General features: G+C 36.9%; 35 protein-coding genes. 31 read left to right on the forward strand and 4 right to left on the reverse strand.

Annotated features, from left to right (window positions below; genetic code table 11):
- Positions 1-10 precede the first annotated feature (10 nt).
- The 4 genes from E4635_RS12995 to E4635_RS13010 form a co-directional block, all read right to left on the reverse strand.
- Positions 11-748, reverse strand: coding sequence for an immunoglobulin-like domain-containing protein (locus E4635_RS12995; protein WP_135527133.1), 738 nt, complete (start codon positions 746-748; stop codon positions 11-13).
- A gap of 11 nt (positions 749-759) precedes the next feature.
- The gene (locus tag E4635_RS13000; RefSeq protein WP_135527134.1) at positions 760-2,190 is read right to left on the reverse strand and encodes a SusD/RagB family nutrient-binding outer membrane lipoprotein; all 1,431 of its coding nucleotides are present in this window, start codon (positions 2,188-2,190) and stop codon (positions 760-762) included.
- Between the two features lie 11 nt (positions 2,191-2,201).
- On the reverse strand, positions 2,202-5,402 hold the full coding sequence (locus E4635_RS13005) for a SusC/RagA family TonB-linked outer membrane protein (protein ID WP_135527135.1): 3,201 nt from the start codon (positions 5,400-5,402) through the stop codon (positions 2,202-2,204).
- 82 nt (positions 5,403-5,484) lie between these two features.
- The gene (locus E4635_RS13010) at positions 5,485-7,137 is read right to left on the reverse strand and encodes a BamA/TamA family outer membrane protein (RefSeq protein WP_135527136.1); all 1,653 of its coding nucleotides are present in this window, start codon (positions 7,135-7,137) and stop codon (positions 5,485-5,487) included.
- A 177-nt stretch (positions 7,138-7,314) separates the two neighbouring features.
- Between E4635_RS13010 and rpsL the strand changes: the two genes are divergently transcribed.
- The 31 genes from rpsL (at position 7,315) to E4635_RS13165 (ending at position 23,849) form a co-directional block, all read left to right on the forward strand.
- On the forward strand, positions 7,315-7,698 hold the full coding sequence (gene rpsL, locus E4635_RS13015; protein ID WP_022828353.1) for a 30S ribosomal protein S12: 384 nt from the start codon (positions 7,315-7,317) through the stop codon (positions 7,696-7,698).
- 26 nt (positions 7,699-7,724) lie between these two features.
- Positions 7,725-8,201: a 30S ribosomal protein S7 gene (gene rpsG, locus E4635_RS13020; RefSeq protein ID WP_023577312.1), complete on the forward strand. Its 477-nt coding sequence runs from the start codon at positions 7,725-7,727 to the stop codon at positions 8,199-8,201.
- A gap of 11 nt (positions 8,202-8,212) precedes the next feature.
- The gene (gene fusA / locus E4635_RS13025; RefSeq protein WP_135527137.1) at positions 8,213-10,369 is read left to right on the forward strand and encodes an elongation factor G; all 2,157 of its coding nucleotides are present in this window, start codon (positions 8,213-8,215) and stop codon (positions 10,367-10,369) included.
- Between the two features lie 10 nt (positions 10,370-10,379).
- Positions 10,380-10,685 carry a 30S ribosomal protein S10 gene (rpsJ, locus tag E4635_RS13030; protein ID WP_135527138.1) on the forward strand — a complete coding sequence of 102 codons (306 nt, stop codon included), beginning with the start codon at positions 10,380-10,382 and terminating at the stop codon, positions 10,683-10,685.
- A gap of 111 nt (positions 10,686-10,796) precedes the next feature.
- The gene (gene rplC, locus E4635_RS13035; protein WP_135527139.1) at positions 10,797-11,414 is read left to right on the forward strand and encodes a 50S ribosomal protein L3; all 618 of its coding nucleotides are present in this window, start codon (positions 10,797-10,799) and stop codon (positions 11,412-11,414) included.
- A complete protein-coding gene (gene rplD / locus E4635_RS13040) occupies positions 11,414-12,043 on the forward strand; it encodes a 50S ribosomal protein L4 (RefSeq protein WP_135527140.1) in 630 nt (209 codons plus the stop codon). The genes rplC and rplD overlap by 1 nt, the downstream gene beginning before the upstream one ends.
- 6 nt (positions 12,044-12,049) lie before the next feature.
- Entirely contained in the window at positions 12,050-12,340 is a 291-nt protein-coding gene (gene rplW / locus E4635_RS13045) for a 50S ribosomal protein L23 (RefSeq protein WP_135527141.1), read from the forward strand.
- Positions 12,341-12,349: 9 nt separating this feature from the next.
- The gene (gene rplB, locus E4635_RS13050; protein WP_135527142.1) at positions 12,350-13,174 is read left to right on the forward strand and encodes a 50S ribosomal protein L2; all 825 of its coding nucleotides are present in this window, start codon (positions 12,350-12,352) and stop codon (positions 13,172-13,174) included.
- Between the two features lie 6 nt (positions 13,175-13,180).
- Entirely contained in the window at positions 13,181-13,459 is a 279-nt protein-coding gene (gene rpsS, locus E4635_RS13055; protein ID WP_073311710.1) for a 30S ribosomal protein S19, read from the forward strand.
- A gap of 6 nt (positions 13,460-13,465) precedes the next feature.
- Complete coding sequence (gene rplV / locus E4635_RS13060) at positions 13,466-13,876, forward strand: 50S ribosomal protein L22 (protein WP_135527143.1); 411 nt, start codon at positions 13,466-13,468, stop codon at positions 13,874-13,876.
- 5 nt (positions 13,877-13,881) lie between these two features.
- Positions 13,882-14,625 (forward strand): 30S ribosomal protein S3, encoded by a 744-nt coding sequence (gene rpsC, locus E4635_RS13065; protein ID WP_135527144.1) that lies wholly within the window; start codon positions 13,882-13,884, stop codon positions 14,623-14,625.
- 18 nt (positions 14,626-14,643) lie between these two features.
- A complete protein-coding gene (gene rplP / locus E4635_RS13070) occupies positions 14,644-15,069 on the forward strand; it encodes a 50S ribosomal protein L16 (protein WP_135527145.1) in 426 nt (141 codons plus the stop codon).
- A gap of 11 nt (positions 15,070-15,080) precedes the next feature.
- The gene (rpmC, locus tag E4635_RS13075; RefSeq protein ID WP_135527146.1) at positions 15,081-15,272 is read left to right on the forward strand and encodes a 50S ribosomal protein L29; all 192 of its coding nucleotides are present in this window, start codon (positions 15,081-15,083) and stop codon (positions 15,270-15,272) included.
- 18 nt (positions 15,273-15,290) lie between these two features.
- The gene (gene rpsQ, locus E4635_RS13080) at positions 15,291-15,548 is read left to right on the forward strand and encodes a 30S ribosomal protein S17 (RefSeq protein WP_135527147.1); all 258 of its coding nucleotides are present in this window, start codon (positions 15,291-15,293) and stop codon (positions 15,546-15,548) included.
- A gap of 2 nt (positions 15,549-15,550) precedes the next feature.
- Positions 15,551-15,919: a 50S ribosomal protein L14 gene (gene rplN / locus E4635_RS13085; RefSeq protein WP_129436249.1), complete on the forward strand. Its 369-nt coding sequence runs from the start codon at positions 15,551-15,553 to the stop codon at positions 15,917-15,919.
- Positions 15,920-15,931: 12 nt separating this feature from the next.
- Positions 15,932-16,246, forward strand: a complete 315-nt coding sequence (gene rplX, locus E4635_RS13090) for a 50S ribosomal protein L24 (protein ID WP_135527148.1) — start codon at positions 15,932-15,934, stop codon at positions 16,244-16,246.
- A 2-nt stretch (positions 16,247-16,248) separates the two neighbouring features.
- Complete coding sequence (gene rplE / locus E4635_RS13095; protein WP_135527149.1) at positions 16,249-16,800, forward strand: 50S ribosomal protein L5; 552 nt, start codon at positions 16,249-16,251, stop codon at positions 16,798-16,800.
- A gap of 3 nt (positions 16,801-16,803) precedes the next feature.
- The gene (gene rpsN, locus E4635_RS13100; RefSeq protein WP_135527150.1) at positions 16,804-17,073 is read left to right on the forward strand and encodes a 30S ribosomal protein S14; all 270 of its coding nucleotides are present in this window, start codon (positions 16,804-16,806) and stop codon (positions 17,071-17,073) included.
- Between the two features lie 79 nt (positions 17,074-17,152).
- Positions 17,153-17,551: a 30S ribosomal protein S8 gene (gene rpsH, locus E4635_RS13105; RefSeq protein ID WP_135527151.1), complete on the forward strand. Its 399-nt coding sequence runs from the start codon at positions 17,153-17,155 to the stop codon at positions 17,549-17,551.
- Between the two features lie 15 nt (positions 17,552-17,566).
- The gene (rplF, locus tag E4635_RS13110; protein WP_135527152.1) at positions 17,567-18,112 is read left to right on the forward strand and encodes a 50S ribosomal protein L6; all 546 of its coding nucleotides are present in this window, start codon (positions 17,567-17,569) and stop codon (positions 18,110-18,112) included.
- 11 nt (positions 18,113-18,123) lie between these two features.
- Positions 18,124-18,477 carry a 50S ribosomal protein L18 gene (rplR, locus tag E4635_RS13115; protein ID WP_135527153.1) on the forward strand — a complete coding sequence of 118 codons (354 nt, stop codon included), beginning with the start codon at positions 18,124-18,126 and terminating at the stop codon, positions 18,475-18,477.
- Between the two features lie 6 nt (positions 18,478-18,483).
- A complete protein-coding gene (rpsE, locus tag E4635_RS13120; protein WP_091476826.1) occupies positions 18,484-19,008 on the forward strand; it encodes a 30S ribosomal protein S5 in 525 nt (174 codons plus the stop codon).
- Between the two features lie 12 nt (positions 19,009-19,020).
- Positions 19,021-19,203 (forward strand): 50S ribosomal protein L30, encoded by a 183-nt coding sequence (gene rpmD / locus E4635_RS13125; protein ID WP_135527154.1) that lies wholly within the window; start codon positions 19,021-19,023, stop codon positions 19,201-19,203.
- Between the two features lie 11 nt (positions 19,204-19,214).
- On the forward strand, positions 19,215-19,667 hold the full coding sequence (gene rplO / locus E4635_RS13130; RefSeq protein WP_135527155.1) for a 50S ribosomal protein L15: 453 nt from the start codon (positions 19,215-19,217) through the stop codon (positions 19,665-19,667).
- Positions 19,668-19,680: 13 nt separating this feature from the next.
- Positions 19,681-21,027 (forward strand): preprotein translocase subunit SecY, encoded by a 1,347-nt coding sequence (gene secY / locus E4635_RS13135; RefSeq protein WP_135527156.1) that lies wholly within the window; start codon positions 19,681-19,683, stop codon positions 21,025-21,027.
- A 1-nt stretch (position 21,028) separates the two neighbouring features.
- On the forward strand, positions 21,029-21,244 hold the full coding sequence (infA, locus tag E4635_RS13140; protein WP_007136545.1) for a translation initiation factor IF-1: 216 nt from the start codon (positions 21,029-21,031) through the stop codon (positions 21,242-21,244).
- A gap of 6 nt (positions 21,245-21,250) precedes the next feature.
- Positions 21,251-21,367, forward strand: coding sequence for a type B 50S ribosomal protein L36 (gene ykgO / locus E4635_RS13145; RefSeq protein ID WP_084139925.1), 117 nt, complete (start codon positions 21,251-21,253; stop codon positions 21,365-21,367).
- 2 nt (positions 21,368-21,369) lie between these two features.
- Positions 21,370-21,744: a 30S ribosomal protein S13 gene (gene rpsM, locus E4635_RS13150; RefSeq protein ID WP_135527157.1), complete on the forward strand. Its 375-nt coding sequence runs from the start codon at positions 21,370-21,372 to the stop codon at positions 21,742-21,744.
- 11 nt (positions 21,745-21,755) lie between these two features.
- Positions 21,756-22,139 carry a 30S ribosomal protein S11 gene (gene rpsK / locus E4635_RS13155; protein WP_135527158.1) on the forward strand — a complete coding sequence of 128 codons (384 nt, stop codon included), beginning with the start codon at positions 21,756-21,758 and terminating at the stop codon, positions 22,137-22,139.
- Positions 22,140-22,228: 89 nt separating this feature from the next.
- Positions 22,229-22,834, forward strand: a complete 606-nt coding sequence (gene rpsD / locus E4635_RS13160) for a 30S ribosomal protein S4 (RefSeq protein WP_135527159.1) — start codon at positions 22,229-22,231, stop codon at positions 22,832-22,834.
- Between the two features lie 22 nt (positions 22,835-22,856).
- A complete protein-coding gene (locus E4635_RS13165; protein ID WP_135527160.1) occupies positions 22,857-23,849 on the forward strand; it encodes a DNA-directed RNA polymerase subunit alpha in 993 nt (330 codons plus the stop codon).
- Positions 23,850-23,905: the final 56 nt, after the last annotated feature.

The raw sequence follows: 23,905 nt of genomic DNA on the forward strand, positions 1-23,905 counted from the left end.
TGGTTTTTAATTAAAGTTGAACTTGAGTTAATGTTGCAACAAAAGTGTAAGCTGTTGGAGCCAACCATGAAGTTGTCATAACTACTTTTTTAGTTGCTGGAGTAACAGTCAATCCTGTAATGTTAGCTGTACCTCCAAATCCTGTATTTGATAATGGGTTACCTGGGAATGTGAAAGTATTCGCAGGAATACTAACTGCATTGATAGTTCCACCAGGAGTGATGTATCCTAATCCAAGAGCTCTTCCATATTGGTACCATCCTCCGAAAGCATCAGAAATTTCATAAGTACCGTTTGCGTTTTTCCAGATATAAAGGTATTTTATGTTCATATAAGCAGCACTCGGAGTTGATCCATTTCTGCTGATAGTACAAGTGTAAACACCTTCAATGCTGTTAACTAGATCACCAGTTTTGTAAACGATAACTTTACGTGAAGCACTGGCTTTAAAGCCATCTTTATTGGTAGCAGTATACGTAATCGTGTACTCGTCAGTGATGTTAGTATTAAGTGTGGTTTCGTGTCTGTAATTACCCGCTACTGTAGTCGTAGTAGGAATAACAGTTTCTCCTTCTTTTGCAATAACTCCCGGATCGGTAAAAGTACCACCTTGAGGAACAAAGATAGGATCTGCTCCTAATACTTCAATTGTAGGGTAGTTAGTTACGGTAGATACATTGTCAGTATCTGTAGTACAAGAGGATAATAAACCGCTTGCAATAACTAATGTCAAAAATATTTTTTTCATAATTTTCAAATTTAATCCCACCAAACTGGTGAAGTGATAGGTTGTAAAGTCGGTGCGTTTGGATTTGCATTTCTTTCAGAAAGCGGGTATACAATTCTTCTTGGGAATAAACCGGCAGTTGTTCCGTTTACTGCATATGCAAATTGACCAGCTACGTAACCAGCATTAGATTGAGGAACAGCTGAAGTTACAGGGAATCCAGTTCTGTTTTTCTCGAAAAATCCTTCAAAACCATTACCAGGGAAACTTGCGATCCATTTTTGAGTGATGATAGCTTCTAATTTTTGGCTAAAAGTACCAGCAGTAGGATAAGCATAAGCTCCAGTTAATAATGTGCCAGGAGTAAGACCGTATCTTGCAAAGTTTGCAGTAACAGCAGCATTATATAATGCCTGAGCACCAACACCGCCGTTGTATCTCTCCATAGCTTCAGCTTGTAAGAACAAACTTTCTTCTTTACTCATGAAAAGTACCGGAGTAGTAGCGTGTAAATCTACAACTGCAATTGTTCCAGCTCCAACAGGATTTGTATAATCTCCTTGGTTAAGAGCATTACCAGCTAGGTAATATTTAGCTCTTCTTGGATCTGAGTTGTCATCTAATTGAGAGAACATTGTTGTACTCATTCTTAAATTAGTTGCAACGTTCAATCTTCTGTTGTTGTATTCAAAAAGTGGGTTACTTTGGTTGATTGCATCAGCGAATTGAGTCATTGCTGCATCTACATCTAAAAACGCAACACCGCTAGTTAACAATTGATTGATACCGGCATCAGCAATAGCAGATCTTGAACTGTTAGTCTGTCTCATGTAGATTTTCAACTTCATAGTGTTGGCGAATTTAGTCCAATTTGCCATGTTACCACCAAAAATGAAATCGTCAGCACCAGGAGTTTCACCTACTGATTGAGATAAATCTTTTGATAAAGCGTCATTTAAATCTTCGATCATGAAAGTGTATACTTCCTCACCAGTATTAAATGCTGGAGCTAAAATGTCCTTGTTATTGGCTTCTTTGTAAGGAATGCTACCATAGTAATCCGTAAGGATTTGAGAAGCCTGAGCCTCCAAAGTAGTTGCGATTAGGTAATATTTCCAGTTTCCTTCGTTTGCAGCTCTTCTTTTTACATTTCGGATATCTCCTAATGCATCATACATAGCATCCCAAGCAAAATTATAATCAGAAGTACCAATGCTGTAATTGTCAATGTCTTTGTATTGATTTGCAGCATTACTTTGTGTCCAATATTGAGACCACATACCTCCGATGATCGCTAACGAAGCACCTTCACCTCCGGCTAATCCAGAAATACCTGCAGGTAATTGAGCAGAAAAAGGAGCTTTATTTGGATCTAATAAATCCGGGTCTCTATTGATGTCTAGATCAGTACAAGCTGTAAATGTAGCTGATATAGTCAATAAACTTATTATTAATTTTTTCATGTTTATTCTATTTAAAATGTTAATTTGATGCTAGCGCCATACGATCTTTGTGAAGGATTCGCGCCAAATTCTCCTTGCTCACTTAATAAACCATCTCCAAATGTTGATAATTCAGGATCGATATAAGGATTTTCATCTGGTGTCCATAGCGCTAAGTTTTTGCCATAAACAGTGAACGAAATATTAGACATACCCATTTTATCAACTAATTTAGATGGGAAGTTGTATGTTAAAGATGCATCTCTTAATCTAACAAAAGTTTTGTCAATTACGTGACCTTGCTCAATTCCAGGGTTGTTACTTGGATTCCAGTAGTCAACATAGTTTGTAAGGCTAACTGGAGTTGTGTTCTCATCATAACCGATAACGTTACCACCACCGTCTAATACCTCTACAACAGAGTTAGGAATGATGAAAGGATTTCTGTCGTTATAAGTTGTTTCAATACCGTTTCCTGTAAAGTGAGAAAGACGTTTTGTGTAAGAATACATTTCACCACCTTGTTTCCAGTCAATTCCAAAAGAAAGTACTAAATTTTTGTAAGTGAATTTGTTTTTGAAACCCATTACGAAATCTCTTTGAGAATCACCAACTTTTTGCTCATCATCAGTTACTTTATAGTAACCTGTTGCAGCATCAACAATATATTGTCCTTGAGCATTTGTTTTAGGTACGAAAGTACTGAATACACCTAGAGGTTGGTCTAGAACTGCGTTAAAACTAACTCCGTAGTTTGAAGCCAATTGAAGTTTTTGTACATCACCAACGATGTGATCAACATTAGATTCGTTTTTAGTGAATGACGTTGTAAAATCCCATTGGAAATTAGTCATTTTCACAGGAACAACGCTTAATACTAACTCAACACCTTTGTTGCTTACATCAAGGATGTTAGCTGTTTGAGATAAATATCCTGTTGATGTTGGTAAAGGTCTTTGGAATAATAAATCCTTAGTTTTTTTGTTGTAAACAGAAGCGTCAAGGTTTACTCTTTTTGAGAATAAATTTGTTTCGAAACCGAACTCAATCTCTGTAGTTCTTTCTGGTTTTAAGTTTGAGTTACCTAAGTTTCCGGCAAATTCATAACCGTTAACTCCACCTACTGGTAAAATGATGTTACCAAAACCTAAACCTGCATTTCCTTGAACCATTCCTGATTCAGTAGCATAAGCTCCTGTATCGTTACCGATTTGAGCAAAACCTCCTCTTAATTTCAAGAAGTATGAATTGTTATCGATTACGATTCCACTTGCACTAACAGATGGATAGAAGTAAGAATTCTCACCTTGTGGTAAAGTAGAAGTCCAGTCATTTCGTCCAGTTAATGTCAAGAAAACTCTGTTTTTGTATGAAGTTTCAAAAGAAGAGAAAACTGCATATGATTTTCTGATTGTATTGTTTTGGAAAACAACCGGTTTGATTGATGAGTTAGATAACTCATAGAAATTAGGAATATCCAAGTTTGTGATAGAAGCTCCTAAAGTAGAGTTCAATCTTTGGTTGTTGTTGAAACCTACTAAAGCATTGAATGTAACATTTTCGCCAAAAGTAGTGTTATAGTTGAAGTTTAAGTTGGTATCAAACTCGATGTTCTCGTTAGTTTGTTCTGTAACCCCTCCAACTACTGCGTTAGCACCAGCTAAATCCTGGATAGATCCTTCTTCGAATCTGATAACAGCACCATAAGATTTTACTTTTTCAACTCGGTAATCACCCCCTGTTTGTAAACTGGCAGAGAATTTTTTGTTGAAGTTATAAGAAAGGTTGATGTTACCAAATAAACGGTTTCCTTCAATGTTTGTTCTATTTTCTTTTACAGACCAGTAAGGGTTACTAGTATATGGAGAGAAATAGTTACTGTTCGTGTTGAAAGGATTGTTCATGTCCTCTAAATCTACCACACTAATATCTCTAGGGATCTGAAGTAATTCCTGAGAAGCTGTATTTCCTTCACCTGCGTCAGCACCTTGTCCTGTATTTACTGCGTATTGGTCTTTTTTAACGTAATTTGCGTTAGCTCTGAAGCTTAGTTTTTCTCCAGTTACACCACCATTAACACTAAGAGTTCTTCTGTTGTATGAATCAGCATCCGTTGGCACGATACCATCTGAATTAACGTCAGTAAAGCTTAAAGAGAAGTTAGAGTTTTCTCCACCTCCACTTAATCTTACAGAGTTGGTATACGTGTGTCCAAGTTCGAAGAAATCTTTAATATTGTCTTTAAGCGCAACGTATGGTTTGATTTGCTGAGAATTGTTTACAATTGTTCCCCAAGGACGGATCTCACCGTTGAATGCAGGACCCCAAGAACCATTTTCGTTACTTGCAGTGTTTCCACTGTTACCGCCAGCCCAGCTAGACCATGATTGACCTGCCCATCCCTGACCGAATTGGTTTTGTAAGTGAGGTACTCTTGCAACTTGTGAGAAATCAGTTGAATGCATTAATTCAACTGCTACCTTAGATTTGTTTTTTCCAGATTTTGTTGTGATGATGATAACACCGGCACCAGCTCTAGAACCATATAATGCAGATGCAGCAGCACCTTTTAATATAGTCATGCTCTCGATGTTGTTCGGGTCGATATCACCGATACCATTACCAGCATCATAACTTCTTGTGTTTCCAACACCACTTGAGCTGTTGTTTGTAATTGGCGTACCATCTACAACATATAAAGGGCTACTTGCCCCGGCAGATAACGAGTTGAATCCACGGATGATAACTTTTGAAGATGCTCCTACCTGTGCAGGTGCAGAGATGTCAACACCGGCAACTTTTCCTGATAAAGATTCGAAAACGTTTGTGTTGGCTACCTCAGTAAGTTCTTTGTTGCTTACCGTTGAAGTCGCGTAACCTAATGATTTTTTTTGTTTTTTGATACCTAAGGCCGTTGTAACTACAACTTCGCCTAAAGCAACTGAGTCGTCAGACAATTTAACACTCATGTTTGATGAAGCGCTTAATTCTCTGGTTTTCATTCCCATGAAGCTGAAGACAAGGGTTTCGCCTTGAGCTGCTTGGATTTTAAATTTACCATCAAAGTCAGTTTGTGTCCCCTTGGCGGTTCCTTTAACTAAAACGTTAACACCAGGTAAGGGTAAACCGCTTACATCTGTAACTACACCAGACGCATATTTCTCTTGCGCCAATGCCAATTGTGATATTAGTGCGAATAATAGCACTAAAAATCGATTAAACTTTAATTTCATAGAATTTATTTTAATTTAGTTATGGCAAATATGAGAGTTATTTGTGTTTTTTCCTAATTAAATATTAAAAAAATGTTCAATTTTAGTTAAATTTTGCTCGGAAGCTGATGTGTAAAATCGAATTGGAGAGTTTTATGGGTTGATTTTTTGCGCTTCCGTTTGCGTAAACCAGATTTAAAAGGCCGTTTTTTGTTAAAATCCCAAACCCGAAACCGAGTCCGATCAGGCTGTTTGAAGTGTTTGAAGTTTTGTCCTGATAGTAACCGTAATCTATGATCGAATGCAGGTACATATTTGGTGTCGCGGCGTATCGATATTCGGTTAGAAGTGATGTAAATACATTGCCTTGCAGGCTGTTTTCGGTAAAACCCCTTATCGAATTGATTCCTCCAAAACGATGCAGTTCGTTGATGATGTAAGAATCGCTTTTAAGGTAGAAATTCTTACTTGTTATGTTAATGCTGTTTTTTTTGTTCAGGTAAAAATTATGGCTGGCATTCAAAGCGGCAAAAAATTGATCGTTCCCGTTGATTTTAGACTTTCTGTTGCCGGCACCTATTTTGAAATATAAAAGTGTTTTGTCGGGAAATAGAAAGTCGTCCGGATTGTAAACCGAAAAATCCAGGTGCGAAGTGAGGAAAGAATTTTTAAAATCGCTTATGCTGGAATTGTTACTGTTTTGGATGTCGCTCGACTCGGTGCTTTGATAGCCCAAATATACTCTTGTGTTGTAATTGAAATAATAACCCAGGTCAATCCCGGTTAAGGTGTTTTGGAAAATACTGTCCTGCTTGAAAATATTCAATTGCGCTTTTAATCCTAACGGGCTCTGGAACAAATAAGGAATTTCAATGGCGCCATTGAATGTTTTTTGGTTTTTGCCATCACTTTTCCAAAACACATTGAATTTTTCCCCGCCGTTTAAAATATTCTGGAGCTGCAAGTCAAGATAGCCGTTTATGACGACTTTTTTTTCATCGTCGTTATTGAAGCCGATAAATCCGTCAAAAGTATTGGGTTTTGCTTTTTCGAGATACACATATACTTTGGTAGAATCTTTGCTGAATAGAATCTCGGGATATTTTGTCTGGCTCGCAAATCTGAATTTCTCAAAATCGGCATGGAGTTTTTTCAGGTTTTCCTGATTGAATATTTTTTTGCGGTACAATCGCTGTATGTTTTTTGTGTGGCTGGCTGGGAATTTTGAATACCCGTTGATGATGATGCCGTCGAGTGTCCTGATTTTTTCGGCCTGGAAATTCAAATCGGCAAAAAGTTCATGGTCCCGGCTTTTGAAATTCACCAATTGCAATTTTGCCAGCGAGTACCCTTTTTTTTCCAATAATTGCAATGAGGAATCCATGAAGTTCCCGGTTTCGGAAATAGGCAGTCTGAGGCTGTCTTTTTCTAAATTCAATAACCTGAAATCTTTTCCGATGCGGATATTGATGAATTTTTTTTGTGGCCCAAGGCGGTACAGGAATAAAAAAGTAGTGTCATTTATTTTTTCGGCCTTGTCGTGTTCTGCTTCCAAAAAACCGTTGGCCAGCAGTTTTTCTGAAAAACGGTTGGTTTCGTCCAGGAGCGATTTGGTTGTGGTGTGTGTTTTGGAATACCCTATCGAATCGATTGTTTTGTTTTCGGCCTCCGAGCCGGATTGTATGCGTAAATATAAATCCTGCGCCGAAACACATTGACAGGCAATCGAAATAAAAAGTAAACAGAGGAATTTCAACTTGATTTTTTTAATTAATGAAACGCAAAAAACGATTGTTTCTTGTGAAAAATCAAATGTATAATAATATCCTTGAAAATTAATGAATTAAGGTTTGTTTCCTTAAAAATATTTTATACATTTGCAACCCCGTAAAAAGCGGGAATTTTATAAACAAGTAATTTTTAGTATTTAATTATGCCAACAATTCAACAATTAGTAAGAACAGGAAGAACCCAAATGACTAAGAAGTCTAAATCGGTTGCTCTGGATTCTTGTCCTCAAAGAAGAGGTGTTTGTACGCGTGTTTATACAACGACACCAAAAAAACCAAACTCTGCAATGCGTAAAGTAGCGCGTGTACGTTTGACAAATGGTAACGAAGTAAATGCCTACATTCCTGGAGAAGGACACAATCTGCAAGAACACTCGATAGTATTAGTTAGAGGTGGAAGGGTAAAAGATTTGCCAGGAGTAAGATACCACATTGTGCGTGGTGCGCTTGATACATCAGGTGTAGCAGGAAGAACACAAAGAAGATCTAAGTACGGAGCAAAACGCCCTAAAGAGGCTAAAAAGTAATTTTTAAAAACTTTTAAGAAAAAGACATGAGAAAAAGAGCGGCAAAGAAAAGACCACTTTTACCGGATCCAAGGTTTAACGATCAATTGGTAACACGTTTTGTAAACAACTTAATGTGGGATGGTAAAAAATCAACAGCGTTCAAAGTATTTTATGATGCTATTGACATCGTAGAGTCTAAGAAACAAGATGCAGAAAAATCATCACTAGAAATTTGGAAAGATGCCTTAACTAACGTTATGCCTCACGTAGAAGTACGTAGCCGTAGAGTTGGTGGAGCTACATTCCAGATTCCAATGCAAATTCGCCCGGACAGAAAAATTTCTATGGCGATGAAATGGATGATTCTTTATGCAAGAAGAAGAAACGAAAAATCAATGGCAGGAAAACTTGCTTCAGAAATTTTAGCTGCTGCTAAAGAAGAAGGAGCTGCGGTTAAGAAAAGAATGGATACTCACAAAATGGCAGAAGCTAACAAGGCTTTCTCTCACTTTAGATTTTAATTCATAAAGAAATGGCTAGAGATTTAAAATACACAAGGAATATAGGGATTGCGGCTCACATTGATGCTGGTAAGACAACAACAACGGAGCGTATCTTATTTTATACTGGAAAGTCACATAAAATTGGTGAGGTGCACGATGGTGCTGCAACAATGGACTGGATGGCACAAGAGCAGGAGAGAGGTATTACCATTACTTCAGCTGCAACAACTTGTACCTGGAACTTCCCAACTGAGCAAGGTAAAGTTTTGCCAGAATCATTACCATACCATTTTAACATTATAGATACTCCTGGGCACGTGGATTTTACCGTAGAGGTAAACCGTTCTTTGCGTGTACTTGATGGTTTGGTTTTCTTATTTAGTGCGGTTGACGGTGTTGAGCCTCAGTCAGAAACTAACTGGAGACTTGCAGATCAATATAGAGTTCCTCGTATGGGATTCGTTAATAAAATGGACCGTCAAGGGTCTAACTTCTTGGCTGTTTGCCAACAGGTTCGTGATATGTTGAAATCAAACGCTGTAGCGATTACTTTGCCAATTGGTGAAGAAAATGATTTCAAAGGTGTTGTGGATTTGGTAAAAAACCAAGCTATTATCTGGCATGATGCTACTCAAGGGGCGACTTTTGATATCGTTGACATTCCAGCTGATATGGTTGCTGAAGTAAAAGAATACAGAGATATCCTTATTGAAGCGGTTGCTGATTATGATGAGAACTTGCTTGATAAATACATGGAAGATCCGGATTCTATCACTGAAGAGGAAATCAACAATGCTTTAAGAGCTGCCACTATGGATATGGCTATCATTCCTATGATTGCTGGTTCTTCTTTCAAAAACAAAGGAGTTCAATTCATGTTAGATGCAGTTTGTAAATATTTACCATCTCCTTTGGATAAAGAAGGTATCGAAGGTATCCATCCTGATGATGCTGATTTGTTGGAAGAAGATCAAACTAAAATCTTGCGTAAACCAGATGTAAAAGAGCCGTTTGCTGCTTTGGCATTTAAGATTGCTACTGACCCATTCGTAGGTCGTTTGGCTTTCTTCCGTGCATACTCTGGCCGTTTAGATGCTGGTTCTTATGTTTTGAACACTCGTTCTGGAAACAAGGAAAGAATTTCTCGTATTTACCAAATGCACGCTAATAAACAAAATCCAATTGAATTTATTGAAGCTGGAGATATTGGTGCTGCTGTAGGATTTAAAGATATCAAAACCGGGGATACATTGTGTGATGAAAAGCACCCGATTATTCTTGAGTCAATGAAATTCCCTGATCCGGTAATTGGTATCGCTATTGAGCCTAAAACTAAAGCTGACGTTGATAAAATGGGTATGGCTTTGGCGAAATTAGCTGAAGAGGATCCTACATTTACTGTTAGAACAGACGAGGCTTCAGGTCAGACTATTATCTCGGGTATGGGTGAGCTTCACTTGGATATCTTGGTAGATAGAATGAAACGTGAATTTAAAGTTGAAGTGAACCAAGGTGAGCCTCAAGTTGAATATAAAGAAGCATTTACAAGAGCTGCTTCACACAGGGAAACATACAAAAAACAATCTGGAGGTCGTGGTAAATTCGGTGATATCGTATTTACAATTGAGCCTGCTGATGAAGTTGACGGTAAAGTTCCTGTTGGATTGCAATTCATCAATGCTGTAAAAGGTGGTAACGTTCCTAAAGAATATATCCCTGCTGTAGAAAAAGGTTTCCGTGAAGCTATGAAAACTGGTCCGTTGGCAGGATATGCTGTGGATAGTTTGAAAGTGACTTTAACGGACGGATCTTTCCACCCGGTGGATTCTGATGCTCTTTCTTTTGAATTAGCGGCAAGAATGGGTTATAAAGAGTCTGGAAAAGCTGCTGGAGCTGTTATTTTAGAGCCTATCATGAAAATCGAGGTTATCACTCCAGAAGAAAACATGGGTGATATCGTAGGTGACTTGAACCGTCGTAGAGGTCAGGTTAATGACATGGGTGATAGAAACGGAGCGAAAACGATCAAAGCAGATGTGCCTTTGGCTGAGATGTTCGGTTATGTAACTACATTAAGAACATTGTCGTCAGGTAGAGCAACATCTACAATGGAGTTTTCTCATTATGCAGAAACACCTTCTAATATTTCAGAAGAGGTAATCAAAAAAGCAAAAGGTAACGCTTAATTTTAAGAAAATGAGTCAAAAAATCAGAATAAAATTGAAATCTTACGATCACATGTTGGTAGACAAGTCTGCTGAAAAGATTGTAAAAACTGTAAAAAGTACAGGTGCTGTTGTAACTGGTCCTATTCCGTTGCCAACGCATAAAAAACTTTTCACTGTATTGCGTTCTCCGCACGTTAACAAAAAAGCGAGAGAGCAGTTTGAAGTGATGTCATACAAAAGATTGTTAGATATTTACAGTTCTTCTTCAAAAACTATCGACGCTCTAATGAAGTTAGAGTTGCCAAGTGGAGTTGAAGTTGAAATCAAAGTCTAATTAATTAGATAAAAAGTATTTAGGGATTAAGTTTTGTTATTCAAAACTTAATCCCTACTTTTGCACACTCAAAAAAAATAAAGTTTTAGTAAATAATTAATAATTAGTAATATGTCTGGGTTAATCGGAAGAAAAATTGGCATGACTAGCATCTTTGACGAGAACGGGAAAAACATCCCTTGTACTGTTATTGAAGCAGGACCATGCGTAGTTACCCAAGTCAGAACCAAAGGTGTTGACGGGTATGAAGCTCTGCAACTTGGTTTCGATGACAAAAACGAGAAACATTCCACAAAAGCTGACTTAGGTCACTTTAAGAAAGCGGGAACTGTAGCTAAGAAAAAAGTCGTTGAATTCCAGGATTTCGCAAACGAGCACAAATTAGGTGATGTAATCACTGTTGATGTATTCTCTGAAGGAGAATTTGTAGATGTACAAGGTGTGTCTAAAGGTAAAGGTTTCCAGGGTGTTGTTAAACGTCACGGTTTTGGTGGTGTTGGACAAGCTACTCATGGTCAGCATAACCGTTTAAGAGCGCCAGGTTCTGTGGGAGCTTCGTCTTATCCGTCTAGAGTGTTCAAAGGAATGCGTATGGCCGGAAGAATGGGTGGAGACAATGTAAAAGTACAAAATCTAAGAGTTTTGAAAGTAGTGGCTGAAAAGAACCTACTTGTTATCAAAGGATGTGTTCCTGGATGTAAAGACTCTTACGTAATCATTCAGAAGTAATGGAAGTAAAAGTTTTAAATATCAACGGAAAAGAAACTGGAAGAAAAGTTCAACTTTCTGATTCAGTTTTCGCAATCGAGCCTAATAAGCATGCGGTATATCTTGATGTTAAGCAATACTTAGCAAATCAAAGACAAGGAACTCACAAAGCTAAAGAAAGAGCTGAAGTTGCCGGAAGTACTCGTAAGATTAAAAAACAAAAAGGTACTGGTACAGCTCGTGCCGGTAGTGCAAAAAACCCTTTATTCAAAGGAGGAGGTACTGTTTTTGGACCTAGACCTAGAAGTTATTCATTCAAATTGAATAAAACGGTTAAGCGTTTAGCAAGAAAATCAGCTTTCTCTATCAAAGCGCAAGAGTCGAATATTATAGTAGTAGAAGATTTCACATTTGAAGCTCCAAATACTAAAAATTTCATCAACGTTTTGAAAGCGTTAGGGTTAGAAAACAAAAAATCCTTATTCGTGTTGGGCGATACAAATAAAAATGTATATTTGTCGTCACGTAATTTAAAGGCGTCTAATGTGTTAACTAGCTCAGAATTAAGTACTTATGCGATATTACACGCAAATAATTTAGTTCTTTTAGAAGGATCTTTAGAAGGAATTGAAGAAAATTTAAGCAAATAATAGGCCATGAGTATCATAATTAAACCTATCGTAACAGAAAAAATAACCAAAGACGGTGAAGTATTCAACCGTTTTGGTTTCGTTGTAGACAAAAAAGCAAACAAAGTACAAATTAAGAAAGCTATTGAAGCTGCTTATGCTGTTAAAGTTGTAAATGTTAATACAATGAATGTACGTCCGGACAGATCGACTAAATACACTAAAAGTGGATTGATCACCGGTAAGTCAAATGCTTACAAAAAAGCAATTGTACAAGTACAAGAGGGAGAAACAATAGATTTTTACAACAATATCTAATAAAATAAGATGTCAGTAAGAAAATTAAAACCTATTACCCCGGGTCAGCGTTTTAGAGTTGTTAATGGTTTTGACGCTATTACAACTGATAAGCCGGAGCGTTCATTGATCGCACCGATAAAAAACTCTGGAGGTAGAAATAGTCAAGGAAAAATGACCATGCGTTATACAGGCGGTGGTCACAAACAAAGATATCGTATCATTGATTTCAAAAGAACTAAAGCTGGAATTCCTGCTACGGTTAAATCAATTGAGTACGATCCAAACAGAACTGCTTTTATCGCATTATTGGCTTATGCTGATGGTGAGAAAACGTATATTATTGCTCAAAACGGATTGCAAGTAGGGCAAAAAGTTGTTTCAGGAGAAGGTTCAGCGCCGGAAATCGGAAATACTTTGCCATTAAGCAAAATTCCATTGGGAACTGTAATATCTTGTATTGAGTTGCGTCCAGGTCAAGGAGCTGTTATTGCTCGTTCGGCTGGTACATTTGCTCAATTAATGGCGAGAGACGGTAAATACGCTACAATTAAAATGCCTTCAGGAGAGACAAGATTAATCTTGCTTACTTGTTCTGCAACAATTGGAGCTGTATCTAACTCCGATCATCAATTGATCGTATCTGGTAAAGCAGGTAGAACAAGATGGTTGGGTAGAAGACCTAGAACTAGACCGGTAGCGATGAACCCTGTCGATCACCCAATGGGTGGTGGTGAAGGACGTTCTTCTGGAGGTCATCCACGTTCAAGAAAAGGTTTACCAGCTAAAGGTTATAGAACTCGTTCTAAGCAAAACCCAAGTAACAAGTATATTGTAGAACGTAGAAAGAAATAATAAGATATGGCACGTTCATTAAAAAAAGGACCTTTCGTACACTATAAATTAGAAAAGAAAGTACAAGAAAACATAGAAGGCGGAAACAAAGGAGTTGTTAAGACTTGGTCTCGCGCATCTATGATTACTCCAGATTTCGTAGGACAAACAATCGCTGTTCACAACGGCCGTCAGTTTGTTCCGGTTTATGTAACTGAGAATATGGTAGGACATAAATTAGGAGAATTTTCACCAACAAGATCGTTTAGAGGTCACGCTGGAGCAAAAAACAAAGGTAAAAAATAAGAAGCAATGGGAGTTCGTAAAAGAGAAACAGCAGACGCAAGAAAAGAGGCTAATAAGACTCTAGCTTTTGCAAAGTTAAATAACTGCCCTACTTCACCTAGAAAAATGCGCTTAGTAGCAGATCTAGTAAGAGGTCAGAAAGTGGAAAGAGCACTTAATATTTTAAGATTCAGCTCTAAAGAAGCTTCAAGAAAATTAGAAAAACTATTATTATCTGCAATCAACAACTGGGAGCAGAAAAATAGTGAAGGTAATGTGACTGAAGCAGGCTTATTTATCAAAGAGATCAAAGTAGATGGTGGTATGATGTTAAAAAGACTTCGTCCAGCTCCACAAGGTCGTGCACACAGAATTAGAAAACGTTCTAACCACGTAACAATCGTGTTGGGAGCTATTAATAACACACAAAGCAATTAATAAAGATGGGACAAAAGACAAATCCAATCGGAAATCGCCTTGGTATCATCAGAGGATGGGATTCTAACTGGTATGGTGGTAATGACTACGGTGATAAAATCGCCGAAGACTACAAAATCAGAAAGTACATTCATGCTCGTTTATCAAAAGCTAGTGTATCTAAAGTAATTATCGAGAGAACTTTAAAACTTGTAACCGTTACTATCACTACTGCAAGACCTGGTATCATTATCGGGAAAGGTGGACAAGAGGTAGACAAGTTGAAAGAGGAACTTAAGAAAGTTACTGACAAAGAGGTTCAAATCAACATCTTTGAAATCAAAAGACCTGAGTTAGATGCTTATCTAGTTGCGACTAGCATCGCTCGTCAAATCGAAAGCCGTATCTCTTACAGAAGAGCTATTAAAATGGCTATCGCTGCATCTATGAGAATGAATGCAGAAGGAATTAAAGTTTTGATTTCCGGTCGTTTGAATGGTGCTGAAATGGCACGTTCAGAAGGTTTCAAAGAAGGAAGGATTCCTCTATCAACTTTCAGAGCCGATATTGATTATGCTTTGGCTGAAGCACATACTACTTACGGTAGAATGGGTATCAAAGTATGGATCATGAAAGGTGAGGTGTATGGAAAGCGTGATTTATCTCCACTTGTTGGAATGGATAAAAAACAAGCTTCAGGTGGTAAAGGTGGTGATGCTCCTCGTGGAGGAAAGCCAAACGGAAAACCAAATCCTCGTAAAAGAAAGTAATTTTTAAATTAAAGAAAAATGTTACAGCCTAAAAGAACAAAATACCGTAAGGTACAGAAAGGTAAAATGAAAGGTAACGCTCAAAGAGGGCACGAACTTTCTAATGGAATGTTTGGAATTAAATCTGTTCATGAAGATGGAGCTTTCTTGACGTCTCGTCAAATCGAAGCTGCTCGTATCGCTGCAACTCGTTACATGAAACGTGAGGGGCAATTATGGATCAAGATATTCCCGGACAAACCTATAACAAAGAAACCTCTTGAAGTACGTATGGGTAAAGGTAAAGGTGCAGTTGAATACTGGGCTGCTGTTGTTAAACCAGGAAGAATTATGTTTGAAGTTGGTGGAGTTCCTTTGTCAGTTGCAAAAGAGGCGTTACGTCTTGCAGCTCAAAAATTACCAGTTAAAACTAAATTCGTCGTTGCTAGAGATTTCGAAGCATAATCAATATTATTATGAAACAATCAGAAATTAAAGATCTATCTGCAGCTGAGTTACAAGCTAAATTAGTTCAGTTAAAGAAAACGTACGCCGACCTAAAAATCGCTCATGCTATTTCTCCAATCGAGAATCCGCTTCAAATTAGAAGTTTAAGACGTTCAGTGGCAAGAATTGCAACTGAAATTAGCAAAAGAGAGCTACAATAATTGTATTCTGCTGAAAAGATGGAAAAAAGAAATTTAAGAAAAGAAAGAATTGGTGTTGTAACTAGTGACAAAATGGACAAGTCTATTGTTGTTTCTGAGGTACGTAGAGTAAAACACCCATTATATGGTAAGTTCGTGTTAAAAACTAAGAAATATGTTGCACACGACGAAACAAACGACTGTAACATCGGAGATACGGTAAAGATCATGGAAACAAGACCTTTGTCTAAATCTAAATGTTGGAGACTAGTTGAAATCATTGAAAGAGCTAAATAATTATGGTACAACAAGAATCAAGACTAAGAGTAGCAGACAACACGGGAGCTAAAGAAGTTTTAACTATCCGTGTGCTTGGAGGAACGAAACGTCGTTATGCCTCTGTTGGAGATAAAATTGTAGTTTCTATCAAAGATGCAACACCTAACGGAAACGTTAAAAAAGGTGCTGTTTCAACTGCAGTTGTTGTACGTACCAAAAAAGAAGTACGAAGAGCCGATGGTTCATACATCAGATTTGACGATAACGCTTGCGTATTGTTGAATGCTGCTGGTGAGATGAGAGGAACTCGTGTTTTTGGTCCGGTTGCAAGAGAACTTCGTGAAAAACAATTCATGAAAATTGTATCATTGGCACCTGAAGTGCTTTAATTTTTCAGTAAGATGATAAAGCTAAAAATAAAATCAGGAGACGTAGTTAGAGTGATTGCCGGTGACCATAAAGGTTCGGAAGGTAAAGTTCTAAAAGTGGATCGTGAAAAGAACAAAGCGATCGTTGAAGGTGTAAACATGGTTTCGAAACATACTAAACCAAGTGCAAAAAACCCTCAGGGAGGAATCGTTAAGAAAGAAGCTCCAATACAAATTTCCAACATCGCTCTTATAGATCCTAAAACAAAGGAAACTACAAGAGTTGGAATTAAAGTTGAAGGAGATAAGAAAGTAAGATTTTCAAAAAAATCTAATCAAGTATTATAGTAATGGCTTATATACCTAGACTTAAAGAAGAATATAAGAGTAGAGTTATCTCTGCTCTTAAAGAAGAATTCGGTTACAAAAACGTTATGCAAGTTCCTAAATTGGAAAAAATCGTTTTGAGTAAAGGAGTTGGTGCGGCGGTATCTGATAAGAAACTTATCGATTATGCTGTAGAAGAGTTAACAAAAATTACTGGACAAAAAGCGGTAGCTACTATCTCTAAAAAAGACGTTGCGTCTTTCAAATTGAGAAAAGGAATGCCAATTGGAGCTAAAGTAACTCTTCGTGGAGAAAGAATGTATGAGTTCTTAGACAGATTAGTGACTTCGTCTCTGCCTCGTGTAAGAGATTTTAACGGAATTAAATCTACAGGTTTCGACGGTAGAGGAAATTACAACCTAGGAGTTCTTGAGCAAATTATCTTTCCGGAAATTGATATTGATAAAGTGAACAAAATCTCAGGTATGGATATTACTTTCGTAACATCTGCTACTACAGATAAAGAAGCACAATCATTATTGTCTGAATTAGGTTTACCTTTTAAAAAGAATTAAGATATGGCTAAAGAATCAATGAAAGCCCGTGAGGTTAAAAGAGAAAAAACGGTAGCTAAATACGCAGAGAAAAGAAAAGCTTTGTTAGAAGCTGGAGATTATGTATCTTTGCAAAAATTACCGAAAAATGCTTCTCCAGTTCGTTTGCATAATCGTTGCAAATTAACAGGAAGACCTAGAGGTTACATGCGTCAATTCGGTATTTCACGTGTTACATTCCGTGAAATGGCTAACAGTGGATTGATTCCAGGAGTTAAAAAAGCTAGCTGGTAATATAATAAAGTTTATAAATTGGTCAAAGGTTCAGCTAATGAGTATTAGCTGAAAACCATGACCGCAAATTAATACATATATGTATACAGATCCAATTGCCGATTATCTTACGAGAGTTAGGAACGCAGTGAAAGCAAACCACAAAGTGGTGGAGATTCCTGCTTCTAACATGAAGAAAGAGATCACAAAGATTTTATTCGATCAAGGGTATATTTTAAGTTACAAATTTGAGGACAACGCTGTTCAGGGTTCAATCAAAATTGCTCTTAAGTATGATAAAGATACTAAAGAGTCTGTAATTAAAGATATTCAAAGAATTAGTAAACCAGGTTTACGTAAATATGCAGGTGCATCTAACCTACCAAGAATCTTAAATGGTTTAGGTATTGCGATTGTTTCCACTTCTAAAGGTCTTATGACTGGGAAACAAGCAAAACATCTTAATGTTGGTGGTGAGGTAATTTGTTACGTATACTAATAATAGACTACTGAAATGTCAAGAATAGGTAAAAATCCAATTGCAATTCCAGCAGGAGTAACTGTTGAAATTAAAGACGCTGTAGTTACAGTAAAAGGAAAATTAGGGCAACTTACACAAGACTATACTAACAACGTAACCGTTAAGGTTGAAGAAGGTCAGGTTATTGTAGAAAGAGCTGCTGATAGCAAACAAGAGAGAGCTCAACACGGTTTGTATAGAGCTTTAATCAATAACATGATTACTGGTGTATCTACTGGTTTTACAAAAGAGTTAGAACTCGTTGGAGTAGGTTATAGAGCGTCTAATCAAGGACAAAAACTTGATTTGGCTTTAGGGTACTCTCACAACATTGTTTTAGAAATTGCCCCTGAAGTTACTTTAGAGACTGTTTCTGAAAAAGGGAAAAACCCGATTGTAAAATTAACTTCATTCGATAAACAACTTTTAGGTCAGGTAGCTGCGAAAATCAGAGGTTTCCGTAAGCCTGAGCCGTACAAAGGAAAAGGTGTTAAATTTGTAGGTGAAGTATTAAGAAGAAAAGCAGGTAAATCAGCTTAAAAATTAAGATTATGTCATTAACAAAATCTGATAGAAGACAGAGAATACAGTACAGAATTAGAAAGATTGTTAGCGGAACTGCTGCAAGACCTCGTTTATCTGTATTCAGAAGTAACAAAGAAATCTATGCTCAACTTATAGATGATGTAAACGGTGTAACATTATTGGCAACTTCTTCTCGTGAAAAAGGAGTAGATGCAAATGGTACTAAAATTGAAGTGGCTGCTGCTGTTGGGAAACTAATGGGAGAAAAAGCTTTAAAAGCAGGTATTGAAAATGTTACTTTCGATAGAGGTGGTTATTTATACCATGGTCGTGTGAAATCATTAGCTGAAGGCGCTAGAGCGGCTGGATTAAAATTCTAAGAAATTATGTATCATAAATACAAAAACGTAGAGTTAGTAAAACCAAGTGGTCTTGAATTGAAAGATCGTTTGGTAAGTGTGAATCGTGTTACTAAAGTTACAAAAGGTGGTAGAGCTTTCGGGTTCTCTGCAATTGTAGTTGTAGGAGACGAGAACGGAGTAGTTGGACACGGACTTGGAAAATCTAAGGATGTTTCTGAAGCAATTGCGAAAGCAGTGGAAGATGCTAAGAAAAATCTAGTGAAAATTCCTTTGAGCGGTCAATCTGTTCCTCACGAGCAAAAAGGTAAGTTCGGTGGTGCAAGAGTATTCTTGATGCCAGCTTCCCATGGTACTGGAGTAATTGCCGGTGGTGCTGTTCGTTCGGTTCTTGAATCTGTAGGTATTCACGATGTATTGTCAAAATCTCAGGGATCTTCTAATCCACACAACGTGGTAAAAGCTACTTTCGATGCATTATTGCAAATGAGAAGCGCTTACACGGTGTCAAGACAAAGAGGAATTTCGTTAGAGAAAGTATTTAAAGGTTAATTCAAGGAAATTATGGCTAAAATATTAGTAAAACAAGTAACAAGCAAAATCAATTGTCCTCTTACACAAAAGAGAACATTGGAAGCTTTAGGTCTTCGTAAAATGGGACAGGTTGTTGAGCATGATGCAAGTCCTGCAATCCTTGGAATGGTAAATAAAGTTAAACACTTAGTTTCTGTTGTAGAAGCTAAATAACAAACACTGTTATGAATTTAAGTAATTTACAGCCAGCTGAAGGGTCAACACACAATCAAAATAAAAGATTAGGTAGAGGAGAAGGTTCTGGAAAAGGTGGTACTGCTGCACGTGGACACAAAGGAGCTAAATCTCGTTCTGGTTATTCTAAAAAGATTGGATTTGAAGGAGGTCAGATGCCACTTCAAAGACGTGTACCTAAATTTGGTTTCAAAAATATCAATAGAATTGAATACCAAGGTGTAAACCTTGACAACCTTCAATTGCTTGTTGATAATGGTTTAGTTACTGATACTGTAGATATGACAGTATTTGTGACAAATCGTTTGGCTACTAAAACTGAAGTTGTTAAAATTTTAGGTAGAGGTGAGCTTAAAGCAAAATTAAAAGTTAGTGCACATAAATTTACTGCTACTGCAAAAGCTGCTATCGAAGCTGCTGGAGGAGAAGCTATAGAATTGTAATTTTCTAAACACGATGAAAAAATTTATTGAATCGTTACAGAACGTTTGGAAAATTGAGGAACTTAAAAACAGAATCCTAATTACATTAGGATTTCTGTTAGTTTATCGTTTTGGTACTCAAGTGCCGTTGCCAGGAATAGATGTTTCCAAACTGCAAAATTTAACTAACCAGACTGATAGCGGTATTGGTTGGTTAATTGATGTTTTTACAGGTGGGGCATTTTCTCAAGCTTCAGTGTTTGCACTAGGTATTATGCCTTACATTTCAGCGTCTATTGTAGTTCAGTTGATGGGAATCGCTATTCCTTATCTTCAAAAACTTCAAAAAGAAGGTGAAAGTGGTAGAAAGAAGATGAATCAGATTACAAGATGGTTGACAATCGGTATTACACTGGTTCAAGGGCCTGGTTATATCTATAATTTATATAGAACATTGCCGGCAGACGCTTTCTTGTTAGGGTTTAATTCATTCTCATTCTTATTTTCTTCAGTAATCATCTTGTCTACAGGTACAATTTTTGCGATGTGGTTGGGTGAAAAAATTACTGATAAAGGTATTGGAAATGGTATTTCGTTATTGATTTTATTGGGAATTGTTGCAAGAATGCCACAGGCTTTCATCCAGGAGTTCTCATCAGTAGTAACTAATAATAATGGAGGTCCAATGTTGATTGTACTTGAGGTTATTATCTGGTTATTAATAATCATCGCTTGTATTTTAATGGTTATGGCTGTTCGTAAAATCCCTGTTCAATACGCTCGTCGTTCGGTTTCCGGAGACTTGGAGCAGGATTTGATGGGAGGAAACAGACAATTCATTCCGTTAAAGTTAAATGCATCTGGAGTTATGCCAATCATTTTTGCGCAGGCAATTATGTTTATACCAGCTGCTGTTGCCGGATTATCACAATCTGAAACAGCGCAATCTGTTAGTGCAAGATTCAAAAATGTATTCGGGTGGGAGTACAATATATTATTTGCTTTGTTAATCGTTATTTTTACGTACTTTTACACCGCAATTAGTGTTCCTACTAATAAAATGGCTGATGATTTGAAAAGAAGCGGAGGTTTCATACCAGGTGTTAAACCAGGAGTTGAAACGGCTGATTTCTTAGATAGAATCATGTCTTTGATTACTTTTCCAGGATCATTATTCCTTGCTTTGTTAGCTGTGTTCCCAGCGATTATTGTAAGTGTAATGAGTGTTCAGTCACAATGGGCACATTTCTTTGGAGGAACATCATTATTAATCTTGGTTGGAGTTGCAATCGATACGATTCAGCAAATCAATTCATACTTGTTGAACAAACATTATGATGGTTTGATGAAAAGTGGTAAAAACAGAAAAGCAGTAGCTTAATATGGCAAAACAATCAGCAATAGAGCAGGACGGATCTATCATCGAAGCATTGTCAAATGCGATGTTCCGTGTTGAATTAGAAAATGGGCATATCGTAATTGCTCACATTTCAGGAAAAATGCGTATGCATTACATCAAATTATTACCTGGTGATAAAGTGAAACTTGAAATGAGTCCTTACGATTTGTCAAAAGCAAGAATTACTTATAGATACTAAACTAATATGAAAGTAAGAGCATCAGTTAAAAAGAGAAGTGCCGAATGCGTTATCGTTCGTAGAAAAGGCAGATTATACGTTATTAACAAAAAGAATCCTAGATTTAAACAAAGACAAGGATAATTATGGCAAGAATAGCAGGGGTAGATATTCCCAAAAATAAAAGAGGAGTCATTGCATTGACCTATATCTTCGGAATTGGAAAAAGCAGAGCTATTGAGATTTTAGAGAAAGCTCAAGTTAGTCAAGACAAAAAAGTACAAGATTGGAATGATGATGAGATCGGTGGTATCCGTGATGCAGTTTCATACTTCAAAATTGAAGGTGAATTGCGTTCAGAAATTTCATTAAACATCAAGCGTTTAATGGATATCGGTTGTTACAGAGGTATTCGTCACAGATCTGGACTTCCATTAAGAGGTCAAAGAACTAAAAACAATTCTAGAACAAGAAAAGGTAAGAGAAAAACTGTTGCTAACAAGAAAAAAGCAACTAAATAATAAGTAGTAATATGGCGAAGGCAAGTACAAAAAAACGTAAAGTTATAGTAGAGTCAACAGGTGAAGCTCATATTAGTGCGACTTTTAACAACATCATCATTTCTTTGACAAACAAGAAAGGTGAAGTAGTTTCTTGGTCATCAGCTGGTAAAATGGGCTTTAGAGGTTCTAAAAAGAATACTCCGTATGCTGCTCAAATGGCTGCTGAAGATTGTTCTAAAGTTGCATTAGAGGCTGGATTGAAAAAAGTGAAGGTTTTTGTTAAAGGACCAGGAAACGGACGTGAGTCTGCTATCCGTTCTTTGCACAATTCTGGAATCGAAGTAACAGAAATCATTGACGTTACTCCACTTCCACACAATGGATGTCGTCCTCCAAAAAGACGTAGAGTTTAATTTTTTATATTTAAGTATAACTAGGTAGGACATAGATTATCGGAGGATTTGACCTGAATTCATAATCTCTACCTTAATAATTTTTAGAAATGGCAAGATATACTGGTCCAAGTACTAGGATTGCTCGTAAATTTGGCGAGGCAATCTTCGGTGATGATAAATCATTCGAAAAAAGAAATTACCCTCCAGGGCAACATGGTTTGGCCAAAAAAAGAGGAAAAAAATCTGAATACGCTGTCCAATTGATGGAAAAGCAAAAAGCTAAATATTCTTACGGAATTTTAGAAAAACAATTCAGAAACTTATTTGAAAAAGCAGCTGCTTCAAAAGGTGTAACAGGTGAGATCCTTTTACAATTATGCGAAGCGCGTTTAGACAACGTAGTTTACAGAATGGGTATCGCTCCATCAAGAAGAGCGGCAAGACAAATCGTTTCTCACAGACACGTAACTGTAAACGGTGAGCTTGTTAACGTACCTTCATACCATTTAAAACCTGGTGACAAAGTTGCTGTTCGTGAAAAATCTAAATCTTTAGAAGCTATCGAACGTTCTTTATCAAATTCAAGTCATGTATATGAGTGGATTACATGGAATAACGACACAAAAGAAGGTACTTTTGTTTCTGCTCCTGCAAGATTGCAAATCCCAGAAAACATTAAAGAACAACTAATCGTCGAATTGTACAACAAATAATAATTGACATCAGTCGAAATTTATGGCAATATTTAATTTTCAGAAGCCCGATAAAGTTATCATGATCGATTCAACCGATTTTGAAGGTAAGTTTGAATTCAGACCTTTAGAACCTGGTTACGGATTGACTGTTGGTAATGCACTTAGAAGAGTTTTACTTTCTGCATTGGAAGGTTATGCTATCACATCTATCCGTATAGAAGGTGTTGATCATGAATTCTCTACTATTTCCGGAGTGGTTGAAGATGTTACCGAAATTATCCTTAATCTTAAACAAGTACGTTTTAAACGTCAAATTGAAGATGTTGATAATGAATCTGTATCCATTTCAATCTCTGGAAAAGATCAGATTACAGCTGGTGATTTCCAAAAATTCATTTCTGGATTTCAAGTTCTGAATCCGGAATTGGTAATCTGCAATCTTGATAGCAAAGTGAACCTTAACATGGAGCTTACTATCGAAAAAGGTAGAGGTTACGTTCCTGCAGAGGAAAACAAAAAACAAAATGCTGCGATAGGTACTATATTTACTGATTCTATCTTTACACCTGTAAAGAATGTGAAGTATGCAATTGAAAATTTCCGTGTAGAGCAAAAAACAGATTACGAAAAACTGGTTTTTGAAATCAAGACAGATGGTTCTATCCATCCTAAAGATGCTCTTACTGAAGCTGCAAAAGTATTAATTCACCATTTCATGTTGTTTTCTGACGAAAGAATTACACTTGAGGCTGATGAAATTGCTCAAACAGAATCGTATGATGAAGAATCATTACATATGAGACAACTGCTTAAAACCAAGCTTGTTGATATGGATTTGTCTGTAAGAGCTTTAAATTGCTTAAAAGCAGCTGAAGTTGATACATTAGGAGACTTAGTATCGTTCAATAAAAATGATTTAATGAAATTCCGTAATTTCGGTAAGAAGTCGTTAACAGAGCTTGACGAATTAGTTGCCGTTAAAAATCTAACTTTCGGAATGGATTTAGCCAAATACAAATTAGATAAAGAATAATTTGCTTCATATTTTGCTCTCCAAAGAGGATTGAAGCAAGATGAAGTTAAAAAAAA

The organism is Flavobacterium humi (assembly GCF_004745595.1).
Taxonomy (GTDB): Bacteria; Bacteroidota; Bacteroidia; order Flavobacteriales; family Flavobacteriaceae; genus Flavobacterium; species Flavobacterium humi.

Bases quoted from the DNA above. Each gene is read 5' to 3' on its own strand.
- E4635_RS12995 (WP_135527133.1), bottom strand. From the start codon at position 748: ATGAAAAAAATATTTTTGACATTAGTTATTGCAAGCGGTTTATTATCC.
- E4635_RS13000 (WP_135527134.1), bottom strand. From the start codon at position 2,190: ATGAAAAAATTAATAATAAGTTTATTGACTATATCAGCTACATTTACA.
- E4635_RS13005 (WP_135527135.1), bottom strand. From the start codon at position 5,402: ATGAAATTAAAGTTTAATCGATTTTTAGTGCTATTATTCGCACTAATA.
- rpsL (WP_022828353.1), top strand. From the start codon at position 7,315: ATGCCAACAATTCAACAATTAGTAAGAACAGGAAGAACCCAAATGACT.
- rpsG (WP_023577312.1), top strand. From the start codon at position 7,725: ATGAGAAAAAGAGCGGCAAAGAAAAGACCACTTTTACCGGATCCAAGG.
- fusA (WP_135527137.1), top strand. From the start codon at position 8,213: ATGGCTAGAGATTTAAAATACACAAGGAATATAGGGATTGCGGCTCAC.
- rpsJ (WP_135527138.1), top strand. From the start codon at position 10,380: ATGAGTCAAAAAATCAGAATAAAATTGAAATCTTACGATCACATGTTG.
- rplC (WP_135527139.1), top strand. From the start codon at position 10,797: ATGTCTGGGTTAATCGGAAGAAAAATTGGCATGACTAGCATCTTTGAC.
- rplD (WP_135527140.1), top strand. From the start codon at position 11,414: ATGGAAGTAAAAGTTTTAAATATCAACGGAAAAGAAACTGGAAGAAAA.
- rplW (WP_135527141.1), top strand. From the start codon at position 12,050: ATGAGTATCATAATTAAACCTATCGTAACAGAAAAAATAACCAAAGAC.
- rplB (WP_135527142.1), top strand. From the start codon at position 12,350: ATGTCAGTAAGAAAATTAAAACCTATTACCCCGGGTCAGCGTTTTAGA.
- rpsS (WP_073311710.1), top strand. From the start codon at position 13,181: ATGGCACGTTCATTAAAAAAAGGACCTTTCGTACACTATAAATTAGAA.
- rplV (WP_135527143.1), top strand. From the start codon at position 13,466: ATGGGAGTTCGTAAAAGAGAAACAGCAGACGCAAGAAAAGAGGCTAAT.
- rpsC (WP_135527144.1), top strand. From the start codon at position 13,882: ATGGGACAAAAGACAAATCCAATCGGAAATCGCCTTGGTATCATCAGA.
- rplP (WP_135527145.1), top strand. From the start codon at position 14,644: ATGTTACAGCCTAAAAGAACAAAATACCGTAAGGTACAGAAAGGTAAA.
- rpmC (WP_135527146.1), top strand. From the start codon at position 15,081: ATGAAACAATCAGAAATTAAAGATCTATCTGCAGCTGAGTTACAAGCT.
- rpsQ (WP_135527147.1), top strand. From the start codon at position 15,291: ATGGAAAAAAGAAATTTAAGAAAAGAAAGAATTGGTGTTGTAACTAGT.
- rplN (WP_129436249.1), top strand. From the start codon at position 15,551: ATGGTACAACAAGAATCAAGACTAAGAGTAGCAGACAACACGGGAGCT.
- rplX (WP_135527148.1), top strand. From the start codon at position 15,932: ATGATAAAGCTAAAAATAAAATCAGGAGACGTAGTTAGAGTGATTGCC.
- rplE (WP_135527149.1), top strand. From the start codon at position 16,249: ATGGCTTATATACCTAGACTTAAAGAAGAATATAAGAGTAGAGTTATC.
- rpsN (WP_135527150.1), top strand. From the start codon at position 16,804: ATGGCTAAAGAATCAATGAAAGCCCGTGAGGTTAAAAGAGAAAAAACG.
- rpsH (WP_135527151.1), top strand. From the start codon at position 17,153: ATGTATACAGATCCAATTGCCGATTATCTTACGAGAGTTAGGAACGCA.
- rplF (WP_135527152.1), top strand. From the start codon at position 17,567: ATGTCAAGAATAGGTAAAAATCCAATTGCAATTCCAGCAGGAGTAACT.
- rplR (WP_135527153.1), top strand. From the start codon at position 18,124: ATGTCATTAACAAAATCTGATAGAAGACAGAGAATACAGTACAGAATT.
- rpsE (WP_091476826.1), top strand. From the start codon at position 18,484: ATGTATCATAAATACAAAAACGTAGAGTTAGTAAAACCAAGTGGTCTT.
- rpmD (WP_135527154.1), top strand. From the start codon at position 19,021: ATGGCTAAAATATTAGTAAAACAAGTAACAAGCAAAATCAATTGTCCT.
- rplO (WP_135527155.1), top strand. From the start codon at position 19,215: ATGAATTTAAGTAATTTACAGCCAGCTGAAGGGTCAACACACAATCAA.
- secY (WP_135527156.1), top strand. From the start codon at position 19,681: ATGAAAAAATTTATTGAATCGTTACAGAACGTTTGGAAAATTGAGGAA.
- infA (WP_007136545.1), top strand. From the start codon at position 21,029: ATGGCAAAACAATCAGCAATAGAGCAGGACGGATCTATCATCGAAGCA.
- ykgO (WP_084139925.1), top strand. From the start codon at position 21,251: ATGAAAGTAAGAGCATCAGTTAAAAAGAGAAGTGCCGAATGCGTTATC.
- rpsM (WP_135527157.1), top strand. From the start codon at position 21,370: ATGGCAAGAATAGCAGGGGTAGATATTCCCAAAAATAAAAGAGGAGTC.
- rpsK (WP_135527158.1), top strand. From the start codon at position 21,756: ATGGCGAAGGCAAGTACAAAAAAACGTAAAGTTATAGTAGAGTCAACA.
- rpsD (WP_135527159.1), top strand. From the start codon at position 22,229: ATGGCAAGATATACTGGTCCAAGTACTAGGATTGCTCGTAAATTTGGC.
- E4635_RS13165 (WP_135527160.1), top strand. From the start codon at position 22,857: ATGGCAATATTTAATTTTCAGAAGCCCGATAAAGTTATCATGATCGAT.